General features: G+C 69.9%; 18 protein-coding genes and 1 pseudogene. 11 read left to right on the top strand and 8 right to left on the bottom strand.

The annotated features are described in order from the left end of the window. Positions 1-116: 116 nt before the first annotated feature. Positions 117-740: a TetR/AcrR family transcriptional regulator gene (locus SALPAC6_RS0119030; RefSeq protein ID WP_018254943.1), complete on the top strand. Its 624-nt coding sequence runs from the start codon at positions 117-119 to the stop codon at positions 738-740. Positions 741-766: 26 nt separating this feature from the next. Here the strand turns inward: SALPAC6_RS0119030 and SALPAC6_RS0119025 are convergent, their stop codons facing one another. After that, a complete protein-coding gene (locus SALPAC6_RS0119025) occupies positions 767-1,171 on the bottom strand; it encodes a hypothetical protein (protein ID WP_018254942.1) in 405 nt (134 codons plus the stop codon). 154 nt (positions 1,172-1,325) lie between these two features. Here SALPAC6_RS0119025 and SALPAC6_RS31315 point away from each other — a divergent pair, with 154 nt between their 5' ends. Further along, positions 1,326-2,621 carry a sigma-70 family RNA polymerase sigma factor gene (locus tag SALPAC6_RS31315; RefSeq protein ID WP_018254941.1) on the top strand — a complete coding sequence of 432 codons (1,296 nt, stop codon included), beginning with the start codon at positions 1,326-1,328 and terminating at the stop codon, positions 2,619-2,621. Positions 2,622-2,628: 7 nt separating this feature from the next. On the opposite strand, the gene SALPAC6_RS0119010 is transcribed toward SALPAC6_RS31315, so the two are convergent. Then, the gene (locus SALPAC6_RS0119010) at positions 2,629-4,086 is read right to left on the bottom strand and encodes a CCA tRNA nucleotidyltransferase (protein WP_018254940.1); all 1,458 of its coding nucleotides are present in this window, start codon (positions 4,084-4,086) and stop codon (positions 2,629-2,631) included. 144 nt (positions 4,087-4,230) lie between these two features. Between SALPAC6_RS0119010 and murJ the strand changes: the two genes are divergently transcribed. The 7 genes from murJ to SALPAC6_RS0118975 all read left to right on the top strand — a co-directional run bounded on the left by murJ (position 4,231) and on the right by SALPAC6_RS0118975 (position 12,681). After that, the gene (murJ, locus tag SALPAC6_RS0119005; protein ID WP_026189843.1) at positions 4,231-5,973 is read left to right on the top strand and encodes a murein biosynthesis integral membrane protein MurJ; all 1,743 of its coding nucleotides are present in this window, start codon (positions 4,231-4,233) and stop codon (positions 5,971-5,973) included. A gap of 467 nt (positions 5,974-6,440) precedes the next feature. After that, positions 6,441-8,042: a protein kinase family protein gene (locus SALPAC6_RS0119000; RefSeq protein ID WP_026189842.1), complete on the top strand. Its 1,602-nt coding sequence runs from the start codon at positions 6,441-6,443 to the stop codon at positions 8,040-8,042. Positions 8,043-8,085: 43 nt separating this feature from the next. Continuing rightward, positions 8,086-8,820: an RNA polymerase sigma factor SigM gene (sigM, locus tag SALPAC6_RS0118995; protein ID WP_018254937.1), complete on the top strand. Its 735-nt coding sequence runs from the start codon at positions 8,086-8,088 to the stop codon at positions 8,818-8,820. Beyond that, the gene (locus SALPAC6_RS0118990; RefSeq protein ID WP_018254936.1) at positions 8,817-9,791 is read left to right on the top strand and encodes a hypothetical protein; all 975 of its coding nucleotides are present in this window, start codon (positions 8,817-8,819) and stop codon (positions 9,789-9,791) included. Before sigM ends, SALPAC6_RS0118990 begins: the two co-directional genes overlap by 4 nt. A gap of 187 nt (positions 9,792-9,978) precedes the next feature. Continuing rightward, positions 9,979-10,932 (top strand): thioredoxin-disulfide reductase, encoded by a 954-nt coding sequence (gene trxB, locus SALPAC6_RS0118985; RefSeq protein ID WP_026189841.1) that lies wholly within the window; start codon positions 9,979-9,981, stop codon positions 10,930-10,932. A gap of 33 nt (positions 10,933-10,965) precedes the next feature. Continuing rightward, positions 10,966-11,289 (top strand): thioredoxin, encoded by a 324-nt coding sequence (gene trxA / locus SALPAC6_RS0118980; protein WP_018254934.1) that lies wholly within the window; start codon positions 10,966-10,968, stop codon positions 11,287-11,289. 213 nt (positions 11,290-11,502) lie between these two features. Then, positions 11,503-12,681, top strand: a complete 1,179-nt coding sequence (locus SALPAC6_RS0118975) for an N-acetylmuramoyl-L-alanine amidase (protein ID WP_018254933.1) — start codon at positions 11,503-11,505, stop codon at positions 12,679-12,681. 24 nt (positions 12,682-12,705) lie between these two features. On the opposite strand, the gene SALPAC6_RS0118970 is transcribed toward SALPAC6_RS0118975, so the two are convergent. Further along, complete coding sequence (locus SALPAC6_RS0118970; RefSeq protein WP_026189840.1) at positions 12,706-13,371, bottom strand: GCN5 family acetyltransferase; 666 nt, start codon at positions 13,369-13,371, stop codon at positions 12,706-12,708. Positions 13,372-13,500: 129 nt separating this feature from the next. Here SALPAC6_RS0118970 and SALPAC6_RS0118965 point away from each other — a divergent pair, with 129 nt between their 5' ends. Further along, the gene (locus SALPAC6_RS0118965) at positions 13,501-14,814 is read left to right on the top strand and encodes an aminotransferase-like domain-containing protein (protein ID WP_018254931.1); all 1,314 of its coding nucleotides are present in this window, start codon (positions 13,501-13,503) and stop codon (positions 14,812-14,814) included. A 7-nt stretch (positions 14,815-14,821) separates the two neighbouring features. Further along, positions 14,822-15,802: a D-alanine--D-alanine ligase family protein gene (locus SALPAC6_RS0118960; RefSeq protein ID WP_018254930.1), complete on the top strand. Its 981-nt coding sequence runs from the start codon at positions 14,822-14,824 to the stop codon at positions 15,800-15,802. 33 nt (positions 15,803-15,835) lie between these two features. Here SALPAC6_RS0118960 and SALPAC6_RS31420 read toward each other — a convergent pair. The 5 genes and pseudogenes from SALPAC6_RS31420 to SALPAC6_RS0118935 form a co-directional block, all read right to left on the bottom strand. Then, a pseudogene (locus tag SALPAC6_RS31420) lies at positions 15,836-16,744 on the bottom strand (hypothetical protein). A 670-nt stretch (positions 16,745-17,414) separates the two neighbouring features. Then, a complete protein-coding gene (locus tag SALPAC6_RS0118950; RefSeq protein WP_026189839.1) occupies positions 17,415-18,407 on the bottom strand; it encodes a ParB/RepB/Spo0J family partition protein in 993 nt (330 codons plus the stop codon). A gap of 27 nt (positions 18,408-18,434) precedes the next feature. Continuing rightward, entirely contained in the window at positions 18,435-19,736 is a 1,302-nt protein-coding gene (locus SALPAC6_RS0118945) for a ParA family protein (RefSeq protein WP_080636086.1), read from the bottom strand. 327 nt (positions 19,737-20,063) lie between these two features. Continuing rightward, positions 20,064-20,792 carry a 16S rRNA (guanine(527)-N(7))-methyltransferase RsmG gene (gene rsmG / locus SALPAC6_RS0118940; RefSeq protein WP_026189837.1) on the bottom strand — a complete coding sequence of 243 codons (729 nt, stop codon included), beginning with the start codon at positions 20,790-20,792 and terminating at the stop codon, positions 20,064-20,066. Between the two features lie 88 nt (positions 20,793-20,880). Further along, positions 20,881-21,486, bottom strand: a complete 606-nt coding sequence (locus SALPAC6_RS0118935; protein ID WP_018254925.1) for a Jag family protein — start codon at positions 21,484-21,486, stop codon at positions 20,881-20,883. Between the last annotated feature and the right edge of the window lie 161 nt (positions 21,487-21,647).

Here is a 21,647-nt window from a genome sequence, read left to right as displayed (position 1 = left end):
AATTTTGAGAACGCTCGTTCTCAGTTGCGCTGAGGAGTACGTTAGAGAACGAACGTTCCCGAGTGCCAGTCGAAGCGGCGTGACCGTCACCACACCGAACCGGACAAGAGGAGACCATGGCCAGCACCGCCCGAAACCGGACCACACTCCAGGCCGAGCAGATCCGCGAGCGCGTCCTGGACACCGCCGACCGGCTCTACTACAGCCGTGGCATCCACGCCGTGGGCATGGACGCGCTGCGCGACGAATCCGGCGTCTCCCTCAAACGCCTCTACCAGCTGTTCCCCTCGAAAGAGGCCCTCATCGAGGCGGTCCTGCACCGTCGCCGCCGGGTCTGGAACAGACTCGTCGAAGCTGCCATCGCCACCGGTAGAGACACACCCCGCGACCAACTACTCGCCGTCTACGACATGCTGGCCCACTGGTTTGACGAGGACGACTTCCGCGGCTGCGTCTTCATCAACACCTTCGGCGAGCTCGGTGGCACCGCACCCCACATCGCCACGCTCATCCGCGAACACAAGGCGAGTTTCCAGGCACGGCTGGCCGATGTGGTCACGAAAACCGGCGCCCCCGCCACACTCGCCCACCAACTCGCCATCCTCGCCGAGGGAGCCCAGACCACCGCCGCCATCGCCGGCACCAACGACGCCGCCCACCACGCCCGCGCCGCCGCCACCACCCTCATCGACACCGCCCTGGCCGCGAACCGGCCACAAGCCACCACAACGACGGGGTAAACCCTCCGGTCACCACCTGACCGGGCTCAGAGGAGGTTTACCCCGAGCAGCAGGGTGCCGGCGGTGAGGCTGGCGCCGCCGGCGACGGTGATCCAGATGAGTTTGTTGGGCTTCGTGTCCCGGGGCCGGACCACCGAGAGGAAGAAGCCGAGCGGCATCAGGATCGGGGCGGCGACGAAGAGCAGCCGGATCAGCGTACGGGTGCCGTCCCCCGCGTCGGCCTGTTCGATGTAGGGCAGGGCCACGAGGGCGAAGAGGACCAGCACCCCGGCGTGCGCGTGCCCGGCGGTCCAGAGGCCCCGGCGGACCGGGTTGTCCAGGTAGCCGGCTGTGCGCCCGGCGAGGTGCTGGAGCAGGGCCAGTCCGCCAAACGCGATCGTCGCGACGGTGATCAGCAGGATTCCGGCGGTGTGCAGGGTTGACGGGGACATGCGGGCACCTCCAACTAGTCAGTGTAAAGATGCACCTCCGCCCGAATCTTGTCAACATCTAGATTCCCTGAACGGGCAAACTCTCAGCGATCGTCGGCGTCGGAAGTAACGGGACGCCGAGCCGTACGTACGCCAGATCCTCTACCGGGACCAGGTGTCCGGCTGGCGGCGCCGTTCCCGCCGGCCGGAGTTCCCGGTCGCCGTGCCGCCCGACAACGTCGGCGGACCCGACCGCGGGCACGAGGTTGACCTGCGGCTGCTGCTGCGCGAGGCGCTGCTGGCGCTGCCACCACGGCAACGCGCGGTACTGACCCTGCGCTACCTGGAAGACCTGAGTGTCGAGCAGACCGCCGAGCTGCTCGGCTGCCGGGCCGGCACGGTCGCCAGTCAGACCTCCCGGGCGCTGGCCCGGCTGCGGCACCAACGACGACTCGCCATGACCGGTGGCGCGCTGGCGGCGCTGGTGGCCCTGGCCGCTCCCTTCGTCTGGCTCCGGCCAACCGCCCCCGAGCCGGGCCCCGCCGCCTGGGGTCCGCCGGCAGACTCAGCGACGCCGAGCCCATCCCGGATACCGGCACCCGCCGGCGACTGGACCCAGTGCCCCCTGACGCTGCCCGGCGGATGGCTACTCGTCGGTGCCACCCCGACCGGCACGTCCTACACGCCGGACGGCCAGCGCATCATCCGGCAGGGGTACGCATTGGACCGCGCCCACAACCAGTACGTCAGCACCGACCAGTACGACGAGATCTGGGCCTCGCCCAGCGGTGAGGTCGCGGGGGTGGTGGACTACGACCGGCCGGGCGAGTTCGGGTTGCTCGACCTGGACAGCGGTGTGGTCCGCTGGGTGCGTACCGGTCAGCACGGCATGACGCCGCAGTGGTCACCCGATGGCAGCCGAATCGCCCTGACCATCCCCGACAAGGCGAGCGGAGACAGATTTCTCCGCGTGCTGAGTGCCACCGGCGAATGGCGGATGTTCCCGGTGGACTACACCGAGAGGTACTTCTGCACCGACTCCTGCTACTTCACCTGGACCCGGGACGGCCGGGAGGTGGTGTGGCAACAGACCGACCCCACCGCGCCCCACTCCGAGGCGGCGCCGCACATCCGGCGGGGGGTGCAGCTCTTCTCCCCCGACGACGGCCGTCCGACCAGGTTCCTCCCGATCAAGGGGGACCCCACCGGACCGTGGTCCTGGTCGCCGGACGGGCAGCGGGTGGTGGTCAGGGGCCCGCAGGGGCCGGAGATCGTCGAGGTGGCGACCGGACGCGTGCTCGGGCCAACGGCGAGCGCGGAGGCGGTGTGGGGCCCCGACAACCGATTGCTGTACCGGGACCGGCTGACCGGGGAGATGGTGTTGATCGACCTGGAGGGCCGGGACCTCGTCCGGCAGGCTCTTCCGGGCGAGGTCGGGCAGCTCCCGTTTGTTCTGGTGGCGCCCCGTTGACAGCGGGCTACTCGACGATTCCCTGCTCGCGGGACCAGCGCAACAGCTCGGCCTCGGCCTCGTCCCGCCCCAGCGGGCCCCGCTCCAGCCGTACCTCCTTGAGGTGTTTCCAGGCCTGCCCGACGACCGGACCCGGCGGTACGCCGAGCAGCTCCATGATCGCGTTGCCGTCCAGGTCGGGGCGGACCCGGGCCAGGTCCTCCTCGGCCGCGAGCCGGGCGATCCGCTCCTCCAGCGCGTCGTAGTCGGCGGCGAGCTGGGCGGCCTTGCGCCGGTTGCGGGTGGTGCAGTCGGAGCGGGTCAGCTTGTGTAGCCGTGCCAGCAGGTCACCGGCGTCGGTGACGTACCGGCGCACCGCCGAGTCGGTCCACTCGCCCCGGCCGTACCCGTAGAAACGCAGGTGCAGCGCGACCAGTGCGGTGACCTTGGTGGTGGTCTCCTTGGGGAAGCGCAGCGCCTTCATCCGGGCCTTGGTCATCCGGGCGCCGACGACCTCGTGGTGGTGGAAGCTGACCCGACCGTCCGACCCGACCGCCTTCGTCGCCGGCTTGCCGACGTCGTGCATGAGCGCGGCCATCCGGAGGATGAAGTCGCAGCCGTCCTCCTCGTAGGAGACGGCGTTGCGCACCACGGTCAGCGTGTGCTCGTACACGTCCTTGTGTTGGGCGTGCTCGTCGATCTCCAGCTTGAGCCCGGTCAGCTCGGGCAGGAACCGCTCGGCCAGCCCGGTGTCGACCAGCAGCCGCAGGCCGGCGACCGGGTCGGCGCCGCAGAGCAGCTTGGTGAACTCGTCCCGGATCCGCTCCGCCGTGATCCGGTCCAGGTCGGCGGCCATCCGGACCATCGCCGCCCGGACGTCCGGGTGCACGGCGAACCGCAGCTGCGCGGCGAACCGGGCCGCCCGCAGCATCCGCAGCGGGTCGTCGCGGAACGACTCCTCCGGCGCCGCCGGGGTACGGACCACTGTGGCCGCGAGATCCGCCAACCCGCCGTGCGGGTCGGTGAAGCGATGCTCGGGCAGGCTCACCGCCATCGCGTTGACGGTGAAGTCCCGCCGCTTCAGGTCCTCGGCGAGGCTCGTGCCGTACTGCACCACCGGGTTGCGGCTGACCTGGTCGTACACCTCCGCGCGGAAGGTCGTGATCTCCAGCCGCAGACCGTCGCGCTGCACGCCGATGGTGCCGAACTCCCGCCCGGTCTCCCAGATCGCCTCGGCCCAACCACGCACGATCCGTAGCGTCTCGTCCGGCTGCGCGTCGGTGCAGAAGTCCAGGTCGTCGCCGAGGCGGCCGAGCAGTGCGTCGCGGACCGATCCGCCGACCAGGTGCAGTTCGTGACCGGCGCTCGCGAAGCGGCGGCCTAACTCGTCGGCGACCGGGGAGACCCGGAGCAGTTCGGCTACGGCGGTGCGCTGCGCGGCGGTGAGCTCGCGGCGGTCGGCGGCGTGCGGTGCGGAGTCGGACATGGGAGGGCCAGCCTATCGGTCCGACCGGGCCCGGCGTCCGCCGGGCGCGGATGACGCCGGGCCGACCACTAGTCTGTGTCGAGGCCCTCGCCCGCGGACCCATGGTCGGTGCCGGGCACCGACCAGACCCTGGAGGCGACAACGATGAGCGGCCGGCTCTACCGCAGCGCCAACGCGCTGGGCGACGGTGGCCGACCGACGGGTGACGACGCGATATTCATCTCGGCTGAGCCGCTGAACCAGCCGGCCGCCGAGGCGGTGGCGCCCCCGGATGAGGCGGTGGCCGAGGGGAGCGCCGCGGCGAACAGCCTGGTGATGGCCGCGGGCAGCCTGGTCAGTCGGGGTACGGGCTTCATCCGGAACCTGATGATCGGCGCGGCCCTGGGCAACCTGGTCGGTAACGCGTACACCACGGCGATCTTCCTCCCGAACCAGGTGTACGAGTTCCTGCTCGGCGGAGTGCTCACCAGCGTGCTGGTGCCGGTGCTGGTCCGGCGGCGCAAGGCCGACCCGGACCGGGGCGAGGCATACGCCCAGCGGCTGCTCACCCTGGCGGTGGTGGCGCTCGCCGCCGCCGCCCTGATCGCGGTGGTCCTGGCTCCGGTGCTGACCGGCATCTACGCCGGCGGCAAGGACGAGGACTACCGGGGCCTGGTCACCAACCTGTCGTACCTGATGCTGCCGATGTTGTTCTTCACCGGCATCAGTGCGCTGATCGCCGCCGTGTTGAACACGCGCGGGCACTTCGCCGCCCCGATGTGGGCGCCGATCCTGAACAACCTGGTGGCCATCGGCACCTTCGGCCTCTACATCTGGGTCTACGGCGCGCAGGCGCTCCAGCCGGGCCAGGTCGGGCCGGACCGGATCCTGTTGGTCGGCGGCGGCACCCTACTCGGGGTGGCGGTGCAGGCCGCGGGTCTGCTGCCCGCCCTGCGCAAGGTCGGCTTCCGGTGGAAGCTGCGCTTCGACTTCCGCGCGTTGGGGCTGCGGGAGTTGGCTCGGCTCGGCGCCTGGATGTTCTGCTATGTCGCGGTCAACCAGCTCGGGCTCTTCGTGGTGGTCAACCTGCTCACCCGGGTGGCCGGCGAGGACGACGCCGGCCTGCTGATCTACAACAACGTCTTCCTGTTACTGATGATGGCGCACGGCGTCATCGCGGTCTCGATCATCACCGCGCTGATGCCCCGGATGAGCGCCGCCGCGGCGGACGGCCGATTCACCGACCTCACGGCCGACCTGTCCCGGGGCACCCGGATGGTCACGGCCGTGCTCGCCCCGGTGGCGGTCTGCTACGCGGTGCTGGCCGCGCCGATCTCCGTGGTGGTGTTCCGCTACGGCGCGTTCACCGGGGAGAACGCGGTCGCCACCGCCACCGTGCTGCTGGTCGCCGCGATCGGCTTGGTGCCCTTCGCGGTCAGCCAGCTCCTCACCTTCGCTTTCTACGCGCTGCCGGACACCCGTACGCCCGCGCTGGTCAACATTCCGGTGGTGACGCTGCGGGTGCTGCTGCAGGTCGGGCTCTACGTCGTCCTTCCCGCCACCTTCGCGGCGGCCGGCATGATGCTCGGCAACGCGATCTCGTACCTGGCGGCGGTGGTGCTCTCCGCGCTGCTGCTGCGGCCCCGGGTTGGTCGGATCGGGCTGGGCGGGATCATGCGTACGGTGGGCAAGGTGCTGGTCGCCGCGCTCGGAGCCGCGCTGGTCGGTCTCCTGGTGGTCCGCCTGCTGCCGGGCCGACCGGAGGAGCTCGAGTGGTTCGCGGCGGCCGTCCAGCTGCTGATCGGTGGGGCGGCGATCGGTTTCAGCTACCTCGGGCTCGCAATGCTGCTCCGGATCGGGGAGGTCACCGAGGTGGTCGCCATGATTCGCCGCCGGCTCGGTCACTGAGCGTCCCGTTATGACCGTTTCTCGGGGTCCGGACGATCGGATCTGCCCACCGGGTGGAGTGCACTCTGCGTGAACGAGGATCACCAACCTGGGGATGTGGCTGTGGATAACTGTGGCCTCGCCGCTCAGTTGCCGAGTCGTCCTGTGGATAACTCGCCGGGCGGGGAGGCATGTCCGGTACGCACCCGGGAACCTGGCCCGGGTGCCCGCCACCTGACCCCAGCCCCTGCGGCAACTACTAGCGGTCAACCTCTAGATTGGCTAGTACATGCGCCAGCAACACCGCCGACAACGGCCATAACCGGACAAGTAACCCGAGCCCGGCAGTCGCTACCGGTGCGGCGGGAAGATGACATGCTGGGGAAGGCGGCGAACCCAGGTAAGGTCGCTCTCGACGGATGTGGCAGGCGTCGGCGCAGGTGCCGACAACAGCCGGCCGGTTCGTGGAAGGCAAAGCGGAAGCCACGATGCCCAGCAACACTGCTCCATCGATCGACATGATCACCAAGGGAGGACGGGTGCCCCAGGTCGGCGAGGGTCAAGATGCGGACGAGAGCGCTCCGCCGGTCATGACCTTCGGTGCTCCGGTCGCCGGTGACGTGCTCGCCGAGCGGTACGAACTCGTTGAGCACATCAACAACGACAGCGCTGGCCGGCTGCTCTGGCGCGGGGTCGATGTCGTGTTGCGCCGTCCCGTCGCAGTGGTGCTGCGCTACCCGGGCGGCGACTCCGCCACCGAGATGCTCCAGGCCGCCGTCGCGGCCAGTCGGGTAATCCACCCCAACCTGGTCGGTGTCTACGACGCGATCGACGAGGGCGAGCGGGCATACGTGGTCCGCGAGTGGGTCGACGGACAGTCGCTGCGGGAACTCGTGGCCGCGGGGGCGCTGGACCCGGCTCGGGCGACCGCCGTCGGTAACGCCGTCGCGAGCGCCCTGGCCGCCGTGCACGCCACCGGAATGGTGCACGGCAACGTCCACCCCGGCACGATCATGATCAGTAACGACGGCCGGGTGGTGTTGGCGGACGCGCGCACCGACGGGGCCGACAGCCAGGCCAGCGACATCCGGGCGGTCGGGGGTGTCCTCTACTTCGCGCTGACCGGCCACTGGCCCCACGCCGAGGTCCCGCTACACGGTGCCACCGCCGGACACGGGCGGGCGGCGACCCCCGACGCGGTCCGGGGCCCGGAGGGTGCGCTCGCCGCGCCGCGCCAGGTGCGGGCCGGGGTTCCGGCATACCTGGACGACCTCACCATGGACCTCCTGGACGGCTCACTCCCGCCCCCGCCGTCGGATGTCCTCGCCGCGGAGTTGGCCCGGCTGGACGTCCCGGCCGACGAGCACTTCCTGGAGAGCAACGGCCCGCTGCGCTTCACCGCCGAGACCGGAGACGAGCCGTCACCACTGACCGCCGCCGGCGGGCGCAAGTTCGCCGTCGGGATCGCCAGTCTCCTCGCCGTAGCGCTCGTCGGCCTCCTGATCGGCATCAGCATGCTCAACGGAGGCGGGGACAGCGATCAGAACCCGGCGACGGCCGCACGCCCCGCTCCCACCACGACGGCCGGTGAAGACCCGCCCGACCCCCCAGCGGCCGGACCACCGACAATCACCGCTGCGAAGATCGTTGATCCGGACAGCGGGGACCGCGCCGAGGTCCGCGACGCCGAGAAGGTCTTCGACGGCAGTCTGGATGAGGGCTGGGCGACCCAGACCTACAAGGGGCACCCGGATTTCGGCCGGATCAAGCGGGGGATGGGCGTCTGGCTCGATCTTGGTGAGCCCCGCACCCTCACGTCCCTGCAGGTCCAGCTCTCGGCCCGGGGTGCGTCGGCCCGGTTGTTCACGGGCACCAACGAGCACCCCTCCTCGAGTGCGGGCGACAACGCGCTCTTCGATGAGTACGAGCAGAACCCGATCGGGCCGGCCAAGGAAGACGCCGGCACGACGATGACCTTCGACGCGTTCGACGCGGACACGGAATACCAGTACCTGCTCGTCTGGCTGACCGAGCTGCCGCCGAGTGACGGCGGTTACAAGGTCGGCATCCAGGAGATCAGGGTCTCGTGATCCGCTCACCGCGTCCCCGGCATCGTCTCCGCCGGACGTGGTGATGGGGCCGAACGGGTCGGCCGAGCGGCCGGTGGGTAACGACAGCCCGCCGGCCGTCGATCCTTCCTCCGATCTCGACCTGCTGCGCGCGCACGTAGCTGGCGATCGGGACGCCTTTGCCGAGCTGCTGCGCCGGCACCGGGACCGGCTCTGGGCGGTGGCGCTGCGCACCCTCGGCGACCGGGAGGAGGCGGCCGACGCGCTGCAGGACGCGCTGCTCTCTGCCCATCGGGCCGCCGGGCGGTTCCGGGGTGACTCGGCCGTGACCACCTGGCTGCACCGGATCGTGGTCAACGCCTGCCTGGACCGGATCCGACGCCGCCAGGCGCATCCGACGGTGCCACTGCCCGACGGCGTACGCGAGGTGGCGGGTGCCACCGGTGGCCCAGAGCCGGCCGCTCCCGTGCCCGACCACGACACCGCGCTGGTGGTCCGAGAGGCACTGGCCGCGCTACCGGCCGACCAGCGTGCCGCGCTGATCCTGGTTGACGTACAGGGCTACCCGATAGCCGAGGTTGCCCGCATCCTTGGGGTAGCTGAGGGAACGGTGAAGAGCCGGTGTGCCCGGGGCCGGGCCCGCCTGGCGGCGGCGCTCGGCTATCTCCGGCCGGCACTGGGGCAGCCACTCTCGGATGGCGGCATGCCAGCCGTCACGGGACGGAACCAGCAGCCGCGCGGTGGCGTCCGATCGGTGTCGGGGCAACCCCGGCGCGAAGCCAACCAGGAGGAGCTGTGACGACCGGGGGGTTCCGGGAGGTCGACCACGAGTTACTCGCCGACTACGTCGGCGGGGCGCTCGTGGGCACTCCCGACGAGGTGACCGTCGCCCGCCTGGTCGAACGGGACACGGCCTGGGCGGACGCCTACACCCGGCTCGCACCGGCGGTCGCGGAGGTCCACGCCGCCCTGGTCGCCTACGGGACGACGGAGGAGATGCCCGCGGCCGTGGCGGATCAGATTCGCGCCGCGCTGGCCGCGACCGACGACGCGACGACGACTGAGGGCACGCCTGCCGAGAGCGGGACGGCCGGCAGGGCAACCGAGGGCGGGACGGCCGGCAGGGCAGCGCGCCCTTCGGTCGTGCCGGCCCAGCCGCACGCTGGTTCGCGGCGCCCCGGTGGCGTTCCGCAACTGGCCGCCGCCGGCCCCGGCCGACGGCGGCGGCGATGGCAGCGGGTCGGTGCTCCCGTCGCGCTCGCCGCGGTAGCGGTGGCCGCTGTCGGGCTGCTCGGCCTGGACCAACTCGACCGGGGGACGGACGGCCCGGGGTCAACCACCGGCACCACCGAGCAGGCCGTCGCCGGGCCGGTGGTCACCACCGCGCCGCCGGTGCAGACCGGTAGGGACTACCAGCGGGAGGACTTGGCGGCTCCGGCCTCGTCGCCGCAGCAGCTCTCCGGCGAGGCCACCGCCGAATCGGAGCCATCCGGCGTGGGGATCCAGGGCGACCGGACAGCCGGGTCGATCGGATTCGATCGGCTGGCGGATTCGGCCGCGCTCGACACCTGCCTGGCCGAGATCGGCGTCGAGCATGATGCTGGCCGGCTGGCGGTCGAGTTGGTGGACTACGCCCGGTTCGAGCGCCAACCGGCGCTGGTCGTCCGGTTCACCGATGCGACTGGTGCCCGCTGGGCCTGGGTCAGCGGGCCCGAGTGCGGGGTACCGGGGTCGGGCGCGGACACCCGGTACCGTACGCGGGTAGGGTAGGACCCCACGACGGTCGCATGGTGTTGTGCCGTGGCGTGAGCTGACCCACCGGATGACCGGCTCGGGAATTCCCGGTTCGTACGATGGCGTTCTCTACATCAGCGGCCGACGCCTGATCCAGGGGTGTCGGCACCGACTCGCCGTCGGTGCGCCGTCGGCGAACACACAGACGAATCGGGAGACGGCAGTGGACGACGTCCGCAACCTGATCATCATCGGCTCCGGGCCGGCCGGATACACGGCGGCGGTCTACGCCGCGCGCGCGAACCTCGCACCGCTGGTCATCGAGGGAGCGCAGTCCGGTGGCGCGTTGATGACGACAACCGAGGTGGAGAACTTCCCGGGGTTCGCCGACGGCATTCTCGGTCCCGAGCTGATGGACAGCATGCGCAAGCAGGCCGAGCGTTTCGGCGCCGAGTTCCTGACCGACGATGTCAGCCGGGTTGAGCTCAAGAACACCGGTGAGGTCGGCTCAGACGCGGTCAGCACCGTCTGGGTGGGGGAGACCAGCTACCGGGCGAAGGCCGTCATCCTCGCCACCGGCTCCGCCTGGCGCCCGCTGGGTGTGCCGGGTGAGCAGGAGTACCTCGGCCACGGTGTGTCGTCCTGCGCCACCTGCGACGGCTTCTTCTTCCGCAACCAGCACATCATCGTGGTGGGCGGTGGTGACTCGGCGATGGAGGAGGCCAACTTCCTGACCCGATTCGCCGAGTCGGTCACGATCGTCCACCGTCGAGACTCGTTCCGGGCCAGCAAGATCATGGCCGAGCGCGCGCTGGGTAACGACAAGATCAAGGTCGAGTGGAACGCCGTGGTGGAGGAGATCCTCGGCGCCGACGGTAAGGTCTCCGGCGTCCGGCTCCGCCACGTGCACACCGGCGATTCCCGGGTGCTCGACGTGACCGGCGTCTTCGTGGCGATCGGCCACGATCCCCGCAGCGAGCTCTTCCGTGGCCAGGTGGACCTGGACGACGAGGGGTATGTGAAGGTGGACGCGCCCAGCACCAAGACCAGCATCCCGGGTGTGTTCGCCGCTGGTGACCTGGTTGACCACACCTACCGGCAGGCCATCACCGCCGCCGGTACGGGCTGCGCCGCCGCCCTGGACGCCGAGCGCTTCATCGCCACGATCCAGGGCTGAATTCCGAAACACATCCCCCGAGGAGGGAACGTAGTGGGAGCAACCAAGTCGGTCACCGACGCCAGCTTCACCACCGAGGTACTGCAGTCCGAAAAGCCGGTTCTGGTGGACTTCTGGGCGGAGTGGTGCGGGCCGTGCCGGAAGGTGTCGCCACTGCTCGAAGAGATCGCCGGGGAGATGGGCGATCAGGTCACCATCGTCAAGCTCAACATCGACGACAACCCGGAGACCGCCCGTAACTACCGGGTCATGTCGGTGCCGACGCTCACCGTGTTCAAAGACGGCAAGCCAGTGCAGTCGATCGCCGGCGCCAAGCCCAAGGGGGAGCTGGTCAAGCTCATCCAATCCGCGCTCTGACCGGCACCCCGCCGCCGACCCGCCCCCCGCATCCGCTCCACCGGGTGCGGGGGGCGGGTCTTTTTCCGGCCGCCACACCTCAGGCCCGGCAAGCGCCTAACCTCAATCCCAGAGACAACACCGCCGGTCGTCGGCGGGGCCACCGGAACCGGGCCATCGGCAGCCGCGCCGGGCCATCCGGCTAGCCAGCATCCGTGCAAAAGGGGGTCGCTCGTGCGTCCGATCCGACCCGGCGACCGTGGACCGGCGGTCACCGAGATCCGTAAGGTGCTGGCCGGCCTCGACCTACTCGTCCCGGCAGCGCCGGACAGCGACGAGTTCGACGCCCGCACCGAACGTGCCGTCCGCGCCTTCCAGCAGTCCCGCGGGCTGAGCGTGGACGGCCGCGTCGGCACCGAGACGTGGCAGGCACTGGACGCGGCGCGCTGGCGGCTGGGTGCCCGTACCCTCTACCACTCCGTACCGGAGCCACTCATCGGTGAGGACATCCGGTCGCTCCAGGAACGGCTCCTCGAGATGGGCTATGACGTCGGCCGGGCCGATGCCATCTACGGTGTCCGCACAGCCCGGGCGCTCGCCCAGTTCCAACGCGAGGTGGGGCTGGTCCCGGACGGCACCTGCGGCCCGCACACCGTGAACTCGCTGCGACGTCTCGGCCGCAAGGTGGTCGGCGGGCGCCCCCAGTGGCTTCGTGAATCCGACGCCATCCGACAGTCCGGTCCCACCCTGGTCGGGCGGACGGTGGTCATCGACCCGGGGCACGGCGGCAGCGACCCGGGCGTGACCGTGCCCGAGGGGCAGCTGCACTGGACCGAGGCCGATCTGGTGTACGACCTCGCCAGTCGCCTCGAGGGACGACTCGCCGCGGCCGGGGTACGAGTGCAGCTGACCCGTGGTCCGGCACAGCGGGACCACCTGCCCGACGTCGACCGGGCCACCCTGGCCAACTCGCTCGGCGCCGACGTGTTCATCTCCCTGCACCTCGACGGACACGTCAACCCGGCCGCCGACGGCGTGGCCACCTACCACTACGGCACCGACAACGGCGTCACCTCCACCACCGGCGAGCGCCTCGCCGGCCTCGTACAGCGGGAGATCGTGGCGCGAACCGGGCTGCGCGACTGTCGGTCCCACGCAAAGGCGTGGGATCTGCTGCGGCTGACCCGAATGCCGGCCGTCCGGGTCGAGGTGGGCTACCTGACCTCGCCAGCGGACCGATCCCGGCTGGTCGACCCGCGGTTCCGGGACCGAGTGGTGGAGTCGATCGTCGCCGCCGTCCAGCGGATGTACTACCCGATCGAACAAGACGTACCCACCGGGTCGATCGACGTGAGCAAGCTGCGGGCGATGGTGGCGGCCGAGAGCGTGGCCGCCGGGACCGTGGTCGACTGACCGAAACGGTGGGATCGCCGGCGGTCAGCCGGCGCTGGACCGAGTCGCCGGAGTGGGCCGGACCGGCCGGAGCAGGCTCTCCGGGCTCATCGAGCCGAGCAGCTTCTCCAACGCGTACTCGACGTCGGACTTCCAGCTCAGTGCGGTGCGCAACTCCAGGCGCAGGCGGGGGAAGCGCGGATGCGGGCGGACCGTCTTGAACCCCACCGAGAGGAAGTACTCCGCCGGGGCCACGCAGGCTCGCACCGAGTCGTCGGCGTCGCCGAACTTCGCGTCACCAAAAGCCTCGATCGCCTTGATTCCGCGCTTTGTCAGGTCCCGGGCAACCCCCTGCACGAGCATCCGGCCAAGCCCGCCACCGGCGAAGGCCGGTACCACCTTCGCCGTCATCAACAGCGCCGCGTCGGGGGAGACCGGTGAGGTCGGAAAGGCCATTGATCGCGGCACGTACGCCGGCGGGGCATACAACACGAACCCGGCTGGCATGCCGTCAACGTAGATCAGCGTGCCGCAGGCGCCCCACTCCAGCAGGGTCTGCGAGACCCAGGCCTCCTTCTCCAGACCGGGATCCCCAGCCCCGCGGGCCCGGTCGGCGGAGACCGGGTCGAGCTCCCAGTAGACGCACTGCCGGCACGAACGGGGCAGATCCTCCAGGGTGTCCAAGGTCAGGCTGACCAGACGTCGCGACATCAGCGCATCCCCACAGTAGGCTCGGAGGTAGACCGCCCCTTCGGTGTCCCCGACCAACGATCGTACGCCGGATCCGGACACCACGGGAAGGGATACGCGAAACGACCACCGGGCAGGTGACAGCGGAACATGACCGGCACGACGCTCGACGATTACACCGACCGCTACGCCCGACGGGTCCGAGGCATGACCGCCTCGGAGATCCGGGCGCTCTTCGCGGTGGCCAACCGGCCGGAGGTGGTCTCGCTCGCCGGAGGTGCGCCGTACGTCGCTGCTCTCCCCCTGGACGCGGTCGGCGAGATGCTCGGCCGGCTCGGTGCCGACCACGGCAGCACCACCCTCCAGTACGGCATCGGCCAGGGCACCCCGGAGCTACGGGAGCGGATCTGTGAGGTGATGTCGTTCTCCGGCATCGACGCCGCCTGCGGTGCCTCCCCCGACGACGTCGTCGTCACCGTCGGCGGCCAGCAGGCGCTGGACCTGGTCGCGCGCCTCTTCCTCGACCCCGGCGATGTCGTGCTCGCCGAAGGTCCGACCTATGTCGGGGCGCTCGGGGTCTTCCAAGCCGCCCAGGCGCAGGTCGTACACGTGCCGATGGACAACGACGGGCTGGTCCCCGAGGCCCTGGAGACGGCCATCGCTGATCAGGCGCGCGCCGGGCGCCGGATCAAGTTCCTCTACACCATCCCCACGTACCAGAATCCGACCGGCGTGACGCTGACCGAGCAGCGGCGGGAACGGATCCTCGACATCTGCGAACGCGCCGGCCTGCTGGTGGTGGAGGACGACCCGTACGGGCAACTCGGCTTCGAGGGCGATGCCCCGGCACCGCTGCGCGCTCGCCGCCGCGATGGCGTCTTCTACCTCAGCACGTTCTCGAAGACCTTCGCGCCGGGGCTGCGGGTCGGTTGGATCCTCGCCCCGCACGCGGTGCGGGACAAACTCGTCATCGCCAGTGAGGCACAGATCCTTTGCCCCAGCGGTTTCGCTCAGGCGGCCGTGGCCACCTACCTCGGCACGATGCCGTGGCGGGAGCAGCTCAAGGTCTACCGGGAGGTCTACCGGGAGCGGCGGGACGCGCTCCTCGCGGCCATGGCGGACCTGATGCCGGCCGGTACGGCGTGGACCCGGCCTGGAGGCGGCCTCTTCGTCTGGGCCACGCTGCCGGACGGGCTGGACTCGAAGGCGATGATGCCCCGCGCCATCGCCGCCCGGGTGGCGTACGTGCCGGGCACTGGCTTCTACGCCGACGGCACCGGCACCGATGCGATGCGCCTCAACTTCTCCTTCCCGCCGCCCGAGCGGATCCGGGAGGGCGTGCGGCGCCTCTCCGGTGTGATGGAGCAGGACATCGCCATGCGTCGGGTCTTCGGCGCCGTCGGCTCTCCCGGCTCTCGTCGAGGGCGGGCCGGTTCGGACACACCCGGACCAGACTTGGCATGATTTGGGCATGGGTAAGACCGCTGCCGACCCCGCTGTTCTGACCGACCTGCGCGTGCTGGTACTCGCCGGCGGGCTCTCCTATGAACGGGACGTCTCGCTGCGATCCGGCCGTCGGGTCCTCGACGCGCTACGCGCGGTGGGCGTGGAGGCGGAGCTGCGCGACGCGGATGTCGCCCTCCTGCCGACGCTCATCGCCGATCCGCCGGACGCAGTGGTCATCGCGCTGCACGGCGCCACCGGCGAGGACGGGTCGCTCCGGGGTGTGCTGGACCTCTGCGACGTCCCATACGTCGGCTGCGATGCGCGTGCGTCCCGCCGTGCCTGGGACAAACCCTCGGCCAAGACCGTGCTGCGAGAAGCCCACATCCCCACCCCGGAATGGGTGGCCCTACCCCATGACCGATTCTCCGAACTTGGTGCGGTAGCGGTGCTGGACCGCATCGCCGACCGGCTGGGCCTCCCGCTGATGGTGAAGCCCGCGCAGGGCGGCTCGGGCTTGGGCGCCGCCGTGGTCCGGGACAGCGCCGCACTGCCGGCCGCGATGGTCGGTTGTTTCGCGTACGACTCCACCGCCCTCGTCGAACGCTACCTAGCCGGGACAGACGTGGCGGTATCCGTGGTCGACCTCGGGCAGGGACCGCAGGCTCTGCCGGCGGTGGAGATCGTGCCCCGGAACGGGGTATACGACTACGCCGCCCGGTACACGGCCGGCCACACCACGTGGCACACACCGGCCCGGCTGACCACCGAGGTGGCCGAGGCGGTCGCCGAGCTCGCCGTCGCCGCCCACACCGCGCTCGGGTTACGCGACCTCAGCCGGGTCGACCTGATCGTTGATGCCGATGATCAGCCGCACGTACTCGGGGTGAACGTCGCACCCGGCATGACGGAGACCTCACTGCTACCGCTCGCGGCCCAGGCTGCCGGTCTCGACTTCGGTCGGATGATCGGGACCCTGGTTTCCCAAGCTGCCTCCCGGGCAGCCTGAGCCGGCGAAGCGCGGTCGTAGTCGGCGCCAGCGTCAGGACGGGGCCGCCTTCGGCGCTGATGTCTGCGGCGGGGAACGTCACCCACCGTCTCCAGCGGACCCGAGTCGGTGCGGCCTGCGGGGTCTTCGGCTGCACCACCGGGCGCGGCTTCGCTCTCGGCGTTGCCCGGGGCTCCCTCGCCGCCCGCCGGAACGTCAGCGTCACCGCCGCATCGCCGCGCTCCACCGGGCCGCCCCTATCTGCCGCGCGCTGCTACCAGGTCACGAAAGCCGAGTTTCCTTCGTTCGAGCCGGCTCAGCGCTCTCCGTCTCCTTGGCAGTCTCCGCGTGCTCCGCGCTCTCCGCGTGCTCCGCGGCCTCTACCGCACCGAAACTGGCCGGTGCCTGCCACCGGATTCGAGTCGGTTCGGCGAGTTGACGTCCACCGAAGTCCGCCAACCACGCAGCGACGAGGGCTAGATTCTCCCGCCAGGTCGGCTCGGGGATCGGCGGCAGGATCGAATCCCACAGGGGCAGGAAGGTGCCCCGAAGCTGGAGCCGACCGTACGGCCGGGCGAGGAACCAGAGGTGCAGGTGCGCTGATCCGTCGCCCCAGCGATTCACATGCACCCGGGACACGCCGTCGAGAGACCGGATGGCGCGTTCCAGCCGGACCGTCAGCACGCCGAGTTCGGCCGCGAGCAGATTCGGTAGGTCACCCAGATCCAAGTGGGAACGGGATTCAAGGATCAACACCACCGGAAGCCCGGTAGGTCTATCCATCGCACGTACCCGCCACCGCTCGTCGGCCCAGATGTACGCCTCATCGGGGGCGTCGCACGCGATGCATTCCCGGCCGCCTTCGCCGTGACGGTGCGGCTCGGTCGCGACCGGATCATCGAGTTGTCTGACGCGGAGATCGCCCTCGAAGGGGAAGGAGGGCCATTGGGTGAAGTTCGGCACTGCGGGAGGGGTGTCGGGCACGAGGTGACCCTAACTGTTTCCGGGACTGCTGTCCCCACCTCCTTCGACCCCCGATTCGCCAGACCTGCCCGCCGCCACCCATCCACCACTCAGCAAGTTATCCACAGGAGGCCTGAGGTTATCCACAGCCATCTTCCACAGGTCAACACGGAGGTTGAGGCGCTGTTTCACGTGAAACAGCGCCACCTGTGGACAACTGCTGTGGATAACGTTGGGGACGAGGCTTCTACTGCACCGATCCTGTGTCGACGGTCAGATTCGCGGGGCGCTGGTGGGCCGATCATCCGATCGCGGGGCCAACACTGGGTACCGAGGAAGTCACTCGCCAGGTCGATCCGAGTGAGCCACCGCAGTTGAGGACCGGGCCAAGGAGCCGGCAGGTCCGAGTGAGCAGGCAAGCGGGCACGTGGCGAGCGGTCGGCCGGTTGGGCCGAGTGGGCTCGGGGTCAAGCGGGCCGGTTGGCCGAGCGGGTTAGCTCCCAAGCTCCCAAGCTCCCAAGCTCCCAAGCTCCCAAGCTCCCAAGCTCCCAAGCTCCCAAGCTCCCAAGCTCCCAAGCTCCCAAGCTCCCAAGCTCCCAAGCCGAACGACAACCGCCCCTGTTTCACGTGAAACAGGGGCGGCGCTCTACGGCGGGAGGAGGGCCTTCGGTCAGTCCTCGGGCTGCTCCCGGTCGACCCCGATGATGTCGACGATCCGCTCCAGGTCGTCCACACTGCCGAACTCGATCGTGATCTTTCCTTTGCTCCGGCCGATGTCGACCTTGACTCTGGTGTCGAAGCGGTCGGAGAGTCGATCGGCGAGATCGGTCAGTGCTGGCGCATGCGGCTTCGGCCGACGCTTCGGCGCCTCCTTCTCACTGGTGTCATCGGTGAGCGAGAGTGCCACCACCTCCTCGGTTGCCCGTACCGACAGTCCCTCGGCGACGATCCGTTGGGCAAGCCGCTCCTGCGCATCCGGATCGTCCAGGCTCAACAACGCTCGGGCATGGCCAGCAGAGAGCACTCCAGCGGCGACGCGGCGCTGGACCTGGGCAGGGAGGTTGAGTAGCCGGATTGTGTTGGAGATCTGCGGGCGGCTCCGGCCGATCCGGCGGGCCAGCTCCTCGTGGGTGGCACCGAACTCATCCAACAGTTGCTGGTACGCCGCCGCCTCTTCCAGCGGGTTCAGGTTGGCGCGGTGGATGTTCTCCAGCAACGCGTCCCGAAGCATCGAATCGTCCCGGGTGTCCCGCACGATCGCCGGAATGGCGCTCCGACCAACTGCCTGTGCGGCCCGCCAGCGGCGCTCACCCATGACGAGTTCAAACTTCTCGTCGTCGAGCTGGCGGACAACGATCGGCTGGAGGAAGCCGACTTCCTCGATAGAGACCTTCAGCTCCTCCAGGGCGTCCTCGTCGAAGACCTGCCGCGGCTGCTTCGGGTTGGGGACGATCGCGTCGACCGGTATCTCGGCAAAGCGAGCACCCGGGACCGGGCTGAGTGACTCGGACGCGGGTGGCGGCGTACTCACCGCCGGCAGGCCAGCGGTCGGTGTCACCGCTGGGCTACCGACGAATGGGGCGGGCCCACTGGGCACCGCCGCCTCGGTAGGAATGAGGGCGCCCAGCCCTCGGCCGAGTCCACCCTTGGGACGATTCTTCATGCCTGGCCTCCCCGTGGCCTGTCCGCGCTATGCATTGCGGCTTACCTCGGCCTTGATACCCCGCTCGGCGATCTCCTGGGCGGCCTCGAAGTAACTCGTCGCCCCCCGTGACCCGGGATCGTAGGTCATCACAGATTGGCCGTAGCTAGGTGCCTCGGATACCCGGACGTTACGGGGGATGACTGCCTGGAGCACCTTGTTCCCAAAGTGGTTACGCACATCCTGCTCCACCGCGTCCGCCAGCCGCGTACGTCGGTCGTACATCGTGAGCAGGATGGTGGAGACGTCCAGCCGGGGGTTGAGGTGCTGCCGGACGAGGTTGATGTTGTTGATGAGTTGGTTCAACCCCTCCAGCGCGTAGTACTCACACTGGATTGGGATGAGTACCTCCTCCGCAGCAACCAACGCGTTCACCGTGAGCAGACCAAGCGACGGCGGGCAGTCGATGAGGACGTAGTCGAAGTGACCCGGGTAGCCGGTGATGGCGCGGGCCAGCCGCGACTCCCGGGCAACCACAGAGACCAGTTCAATCTCGGCTCCGGCCAGGTCAATTGTCGCGGGTACGCACCACAGACTGGGGATTCCCTCGACCGGCTGGGCCACATCCTCCAGGGGCAGGCCGTTGATCAGGCAGTCGTACACGTCCGGCACCCCGGTGTGGTGTGGGACGTTGAGTCCGGTAGACGCGTTGCCCTGCGGATCGAGGTCGACCACCAGCACTCGGTTCCCGTGCAGTGCTAGCGCCACTGCCAGGTTCACCGTCGTGGTGGTCTTTCCAACGCCGCCCTTCTGGTTCGCGACGCACATGACCCGGGTCCGTTCTGGGCGAGGCATCGTCACCTCGCCGCTCGGGTTCAGGATCTGCACGGCGCGCATAGCTTCCATCGCCAACGGTGGGTCATCCTCTTCGCGCGTCGGTGTTTCACGTGAAACGTACGTGTCATCAACCCCGTCCTGCCCGGAGGGCAGGTTCGGAGCCTTGGTCGGTTCGGCCGGCCGTCCCGGCATTGCCTGCTGCGGCACAGCCACCTCGATGCGTGCCGACGTGGCTGCCTTCCCCCGTACCGACGCGGCCTGCTCGGCCGCCCGGGGATCGCCGGCCCGGGGGCTCTCCCCGGCGCTCCGGCTCAACGGTACTTCCGGCGACGATAGGCGGGTGGGTCCCGGAATTGGCGCCGCTCGCCGGAAGGTGTCGTCCTGCGGCACTCGGGAAGGCGGGCTGACGGAGAGGCTGGGGGGGACCCAACCGGGATCGTCGGTTTCACGTGAAACCAGGTCGCCCGTTGACCCGGTCACGCGCGGATCGTCGTACCTGCCGTCGTCATGCACCTGTCATCCCTGCCCGCTTCGGATGGTCGGTCCGCATCCTGTCAACGGGTCGCTCGGGTCGTCACACCCGAGCGTGCGGCCCGTTGGAAGCGGTCGGAATCCCGGTGAGCACCCGGCGCCGCCCGCTTCACAATATCGACGCGCGGCCAGCCTACGGGGGTCGGGCGCGGTCGGTCCACGTCGGGCTTCGTGCTCCGCCTACCACCCGTACCTGTTCAACGAGGCAGTTACCGCTCCGGCAAGCCGGATCCGCCGAATTCCGGCAGACCGCTGAGCGGTCAACGGTCAACGGTCAACGGTCAACGGTGATCACATGGTCCCGCCGACTCAGCGCCGCCGACCACCACGAGAGCGTTTCGCAGACGTGGGTCGCGGCGGTGCCACCACCCGTTCCCGAACAATCTCGATCACCGTCGTCGGTGGCTCGACAACGCCCACAGCGCAATGGTGCACCTCCGGCACGCCGCCACCGAGTCGGTCCACGACGACGGAATGCTCAGCGACCTCCTCCGCGGCCGACGTGCCCTTGAGGGCCACCACCCGTCCGCCCGGCACGGCCAGCGGAAGGCACCACCGGGCGAGCCGGTCCAGCGGGGCCACCGCCCGAGCAGTCACCACATCGCCGGTGAGCGGCTCGACTCCGCCACCACCGGAAGCGATCTCCTCGGCCCGGCCCCGGACAACCTGGACCGAGGCCGCCAGGTCGAGCTGCGTCACCGCCTCGACGAGGAAGGCGGTGCGACGGGCGAGCGGCTCGATCAGGGTGACCGAGAGATCCGGCCGAGCGACAGCAAGCACGAGGCCCGGCAGTCCGGCACCGCTACCCACGTCAAGCACCGTCGCGCCCGACGGAATCCGCTCTGCCACCGCCGCGCAGTTGAGCAGATGCCGGTCCCAGATCCGCGGTGCCTCTCGCGGGCCGATGAGTCCCCGGACCACCCCGTCGGTCACCAACAGGCCCGCGTACGCAACAGCCAGGCCCAGCCGGTCACCGAAGAGCGCCCGGGCCGCGGCGGCCAACTCCGGCGGCGGCGCGGCATCCACCGCTCCCGGCACGGGGCGCTCGCCGACAGGGAACGGCCCGGGCGGCGTACCACCCGGGCCGGACGCGAGGCGCGCCGCTGTGTCGTCGTGAGTCACCCGCTCAGTCCGCCGGCCGAACGATGATGCGCCGACTCGGCTCGACGCCCTCAGACTCGCTCGCGACGCCGTCGATCGCGTTGACCACGTCGTGCACACACTTACGTTCGAAGGCGGACATCGGCTCCAGCCGCACCGACTCGCCGTGCTCCTTGACCTTCTCGACGGCGTTCCTCGCCACCGCCGCGAGCTCCTTACGGCGGCCCGCCCGGTAGCCGCCCACGTCGAGCAGCAGTCGGCTGGGGGTGCCGGTCTGCCGGAAGACAGCGAGCCGGGTGAGTTCCTGAAGCGCCTCCAGCGTGGCACCGCGCTGACCAACCAGGCTCTGTAGTCGGCCGCCAACCACCTCCACGACCGGACGCCCACCGGAGACCAACTCGTCGATGTCCCCGTCGTAGTCGAGGATGTCGAGCAGGCCCTCCACGTAGTCGGCGGCGATCTCACTCTGCCGGAACAGATCGCCCTCGCCGGTGGACCGCTGCTCCGTGCCGTCGGCCTCGGCCTCGGCCGCCTCGGTCTGGCCCTTCGCCGTCGTCTCCGTCCCTTCGGCATCCTGGGACTCGTCAGCGCGGGGCGTGCTGATCTCGGTCACGGTCTCCTCCGTACTCACTCGGCCGGACCGTCGGGTCCGCTGGTCTCCCGGGCCGGCGGGAACGCCGGTACCACGGGTAGGTCTATCCGGGCAGTCTCACCCGTGGCCGCGGGGCGCGGCGGCGTTTTGCCCTCCGGCGGCGGTACCTACCAAGGTAAAGAAGTACCGCTGGGCACCGG

This window comes from Salinispora mooreana, from assembly GCF_000379065.1.
Classification (GTDB): domain Bacteria; phylum Actinomycetota; class Actinomycetes; order Mycobacteriales; family Micromonosporaceae; genus Micromonospora; species Micromonospora mooreana.
The sequence above is the reverse complement of the archived record's forward strand: the minus strand, read 5'-3'. Positions and strand labels throughout refer to the sequence as shown.

Excerpts from the sequence above, each read along its gene's own strand:
- SALPAC6_RS0119030 (WP_018254943.1), top strand. The coding sequence starts at position 117 with ATGGCCAGCACCGCCCGAAACCGGACCACACTCCAGGCCGAGCAGATC.
- SALPAC6_RS0119025 (WP_018254942.1), bottom strand. The coding sequence starts at position 1,171 with ATGTCCCCGTCAACCCTGCACACCGCCGGAATCCTGCTGATCACCGTC.
- SALPAC6_RS0119010 (WP_018254940.1), bottom strand. The coding sequence starts at position 4,086 with ATGTCCGACTCCGCACCGCACGCCGCCGACCGCCGCGAGCTCACCGCC.
- murJ (WP_026189843.1), top strand. The coding sequence starts at position 4,231 with ATGAGCGGCCGGCTCTACCGCAGCGCCAACGCGCTGGGCGACGGTGGC.
- SALPAC6_RS0119000 (WP_026189842.1), top strand. The coding sequence starts at position 6,441 with ATGCCCAGCAACACTGCTCCATCGATCGACATGATCACCAAGGGAGGA.
- sigM (WP_018254937.1), top strand. The coding sequence starts at position 8,086 with ATGGGGCCGAACGGGTCGGCCGAGCGGCCGGTGGGTAACGACAGCCCG.
- SALPAC6_RS0118970 (WP_026189840.1), bottom strand. The coding sequence starts at position 13,371 with ATGTCGCGACGTCTGGTCAGCCTGACCTTGGACACCCTGGAGGATCTG.
- SALPAC6_RS0118965 (WP_018254931.1), top strand. The coding sequence starts at position 13,501 with ATGACCGGCACGACGCTCGACGATTACACCGACCGCTACGCCCGACGG.
- SALPAC6_RS0118960 (WP_018254930.1), top strand. The coding sequence starts at position 14,822 with ATGGGTAAGACCGCTGCCGACCCCGCTGTTCTGACCGACCTGCGCGTG.
- SALPAC6_RS0118950 (WP_026189839.1), bottom strand. The coding sequence starts at position 18,407 with ATGAAGAATCGTCCCAAGGGTGGACTCGGCCGAGGGCTGGGCGCCCTC.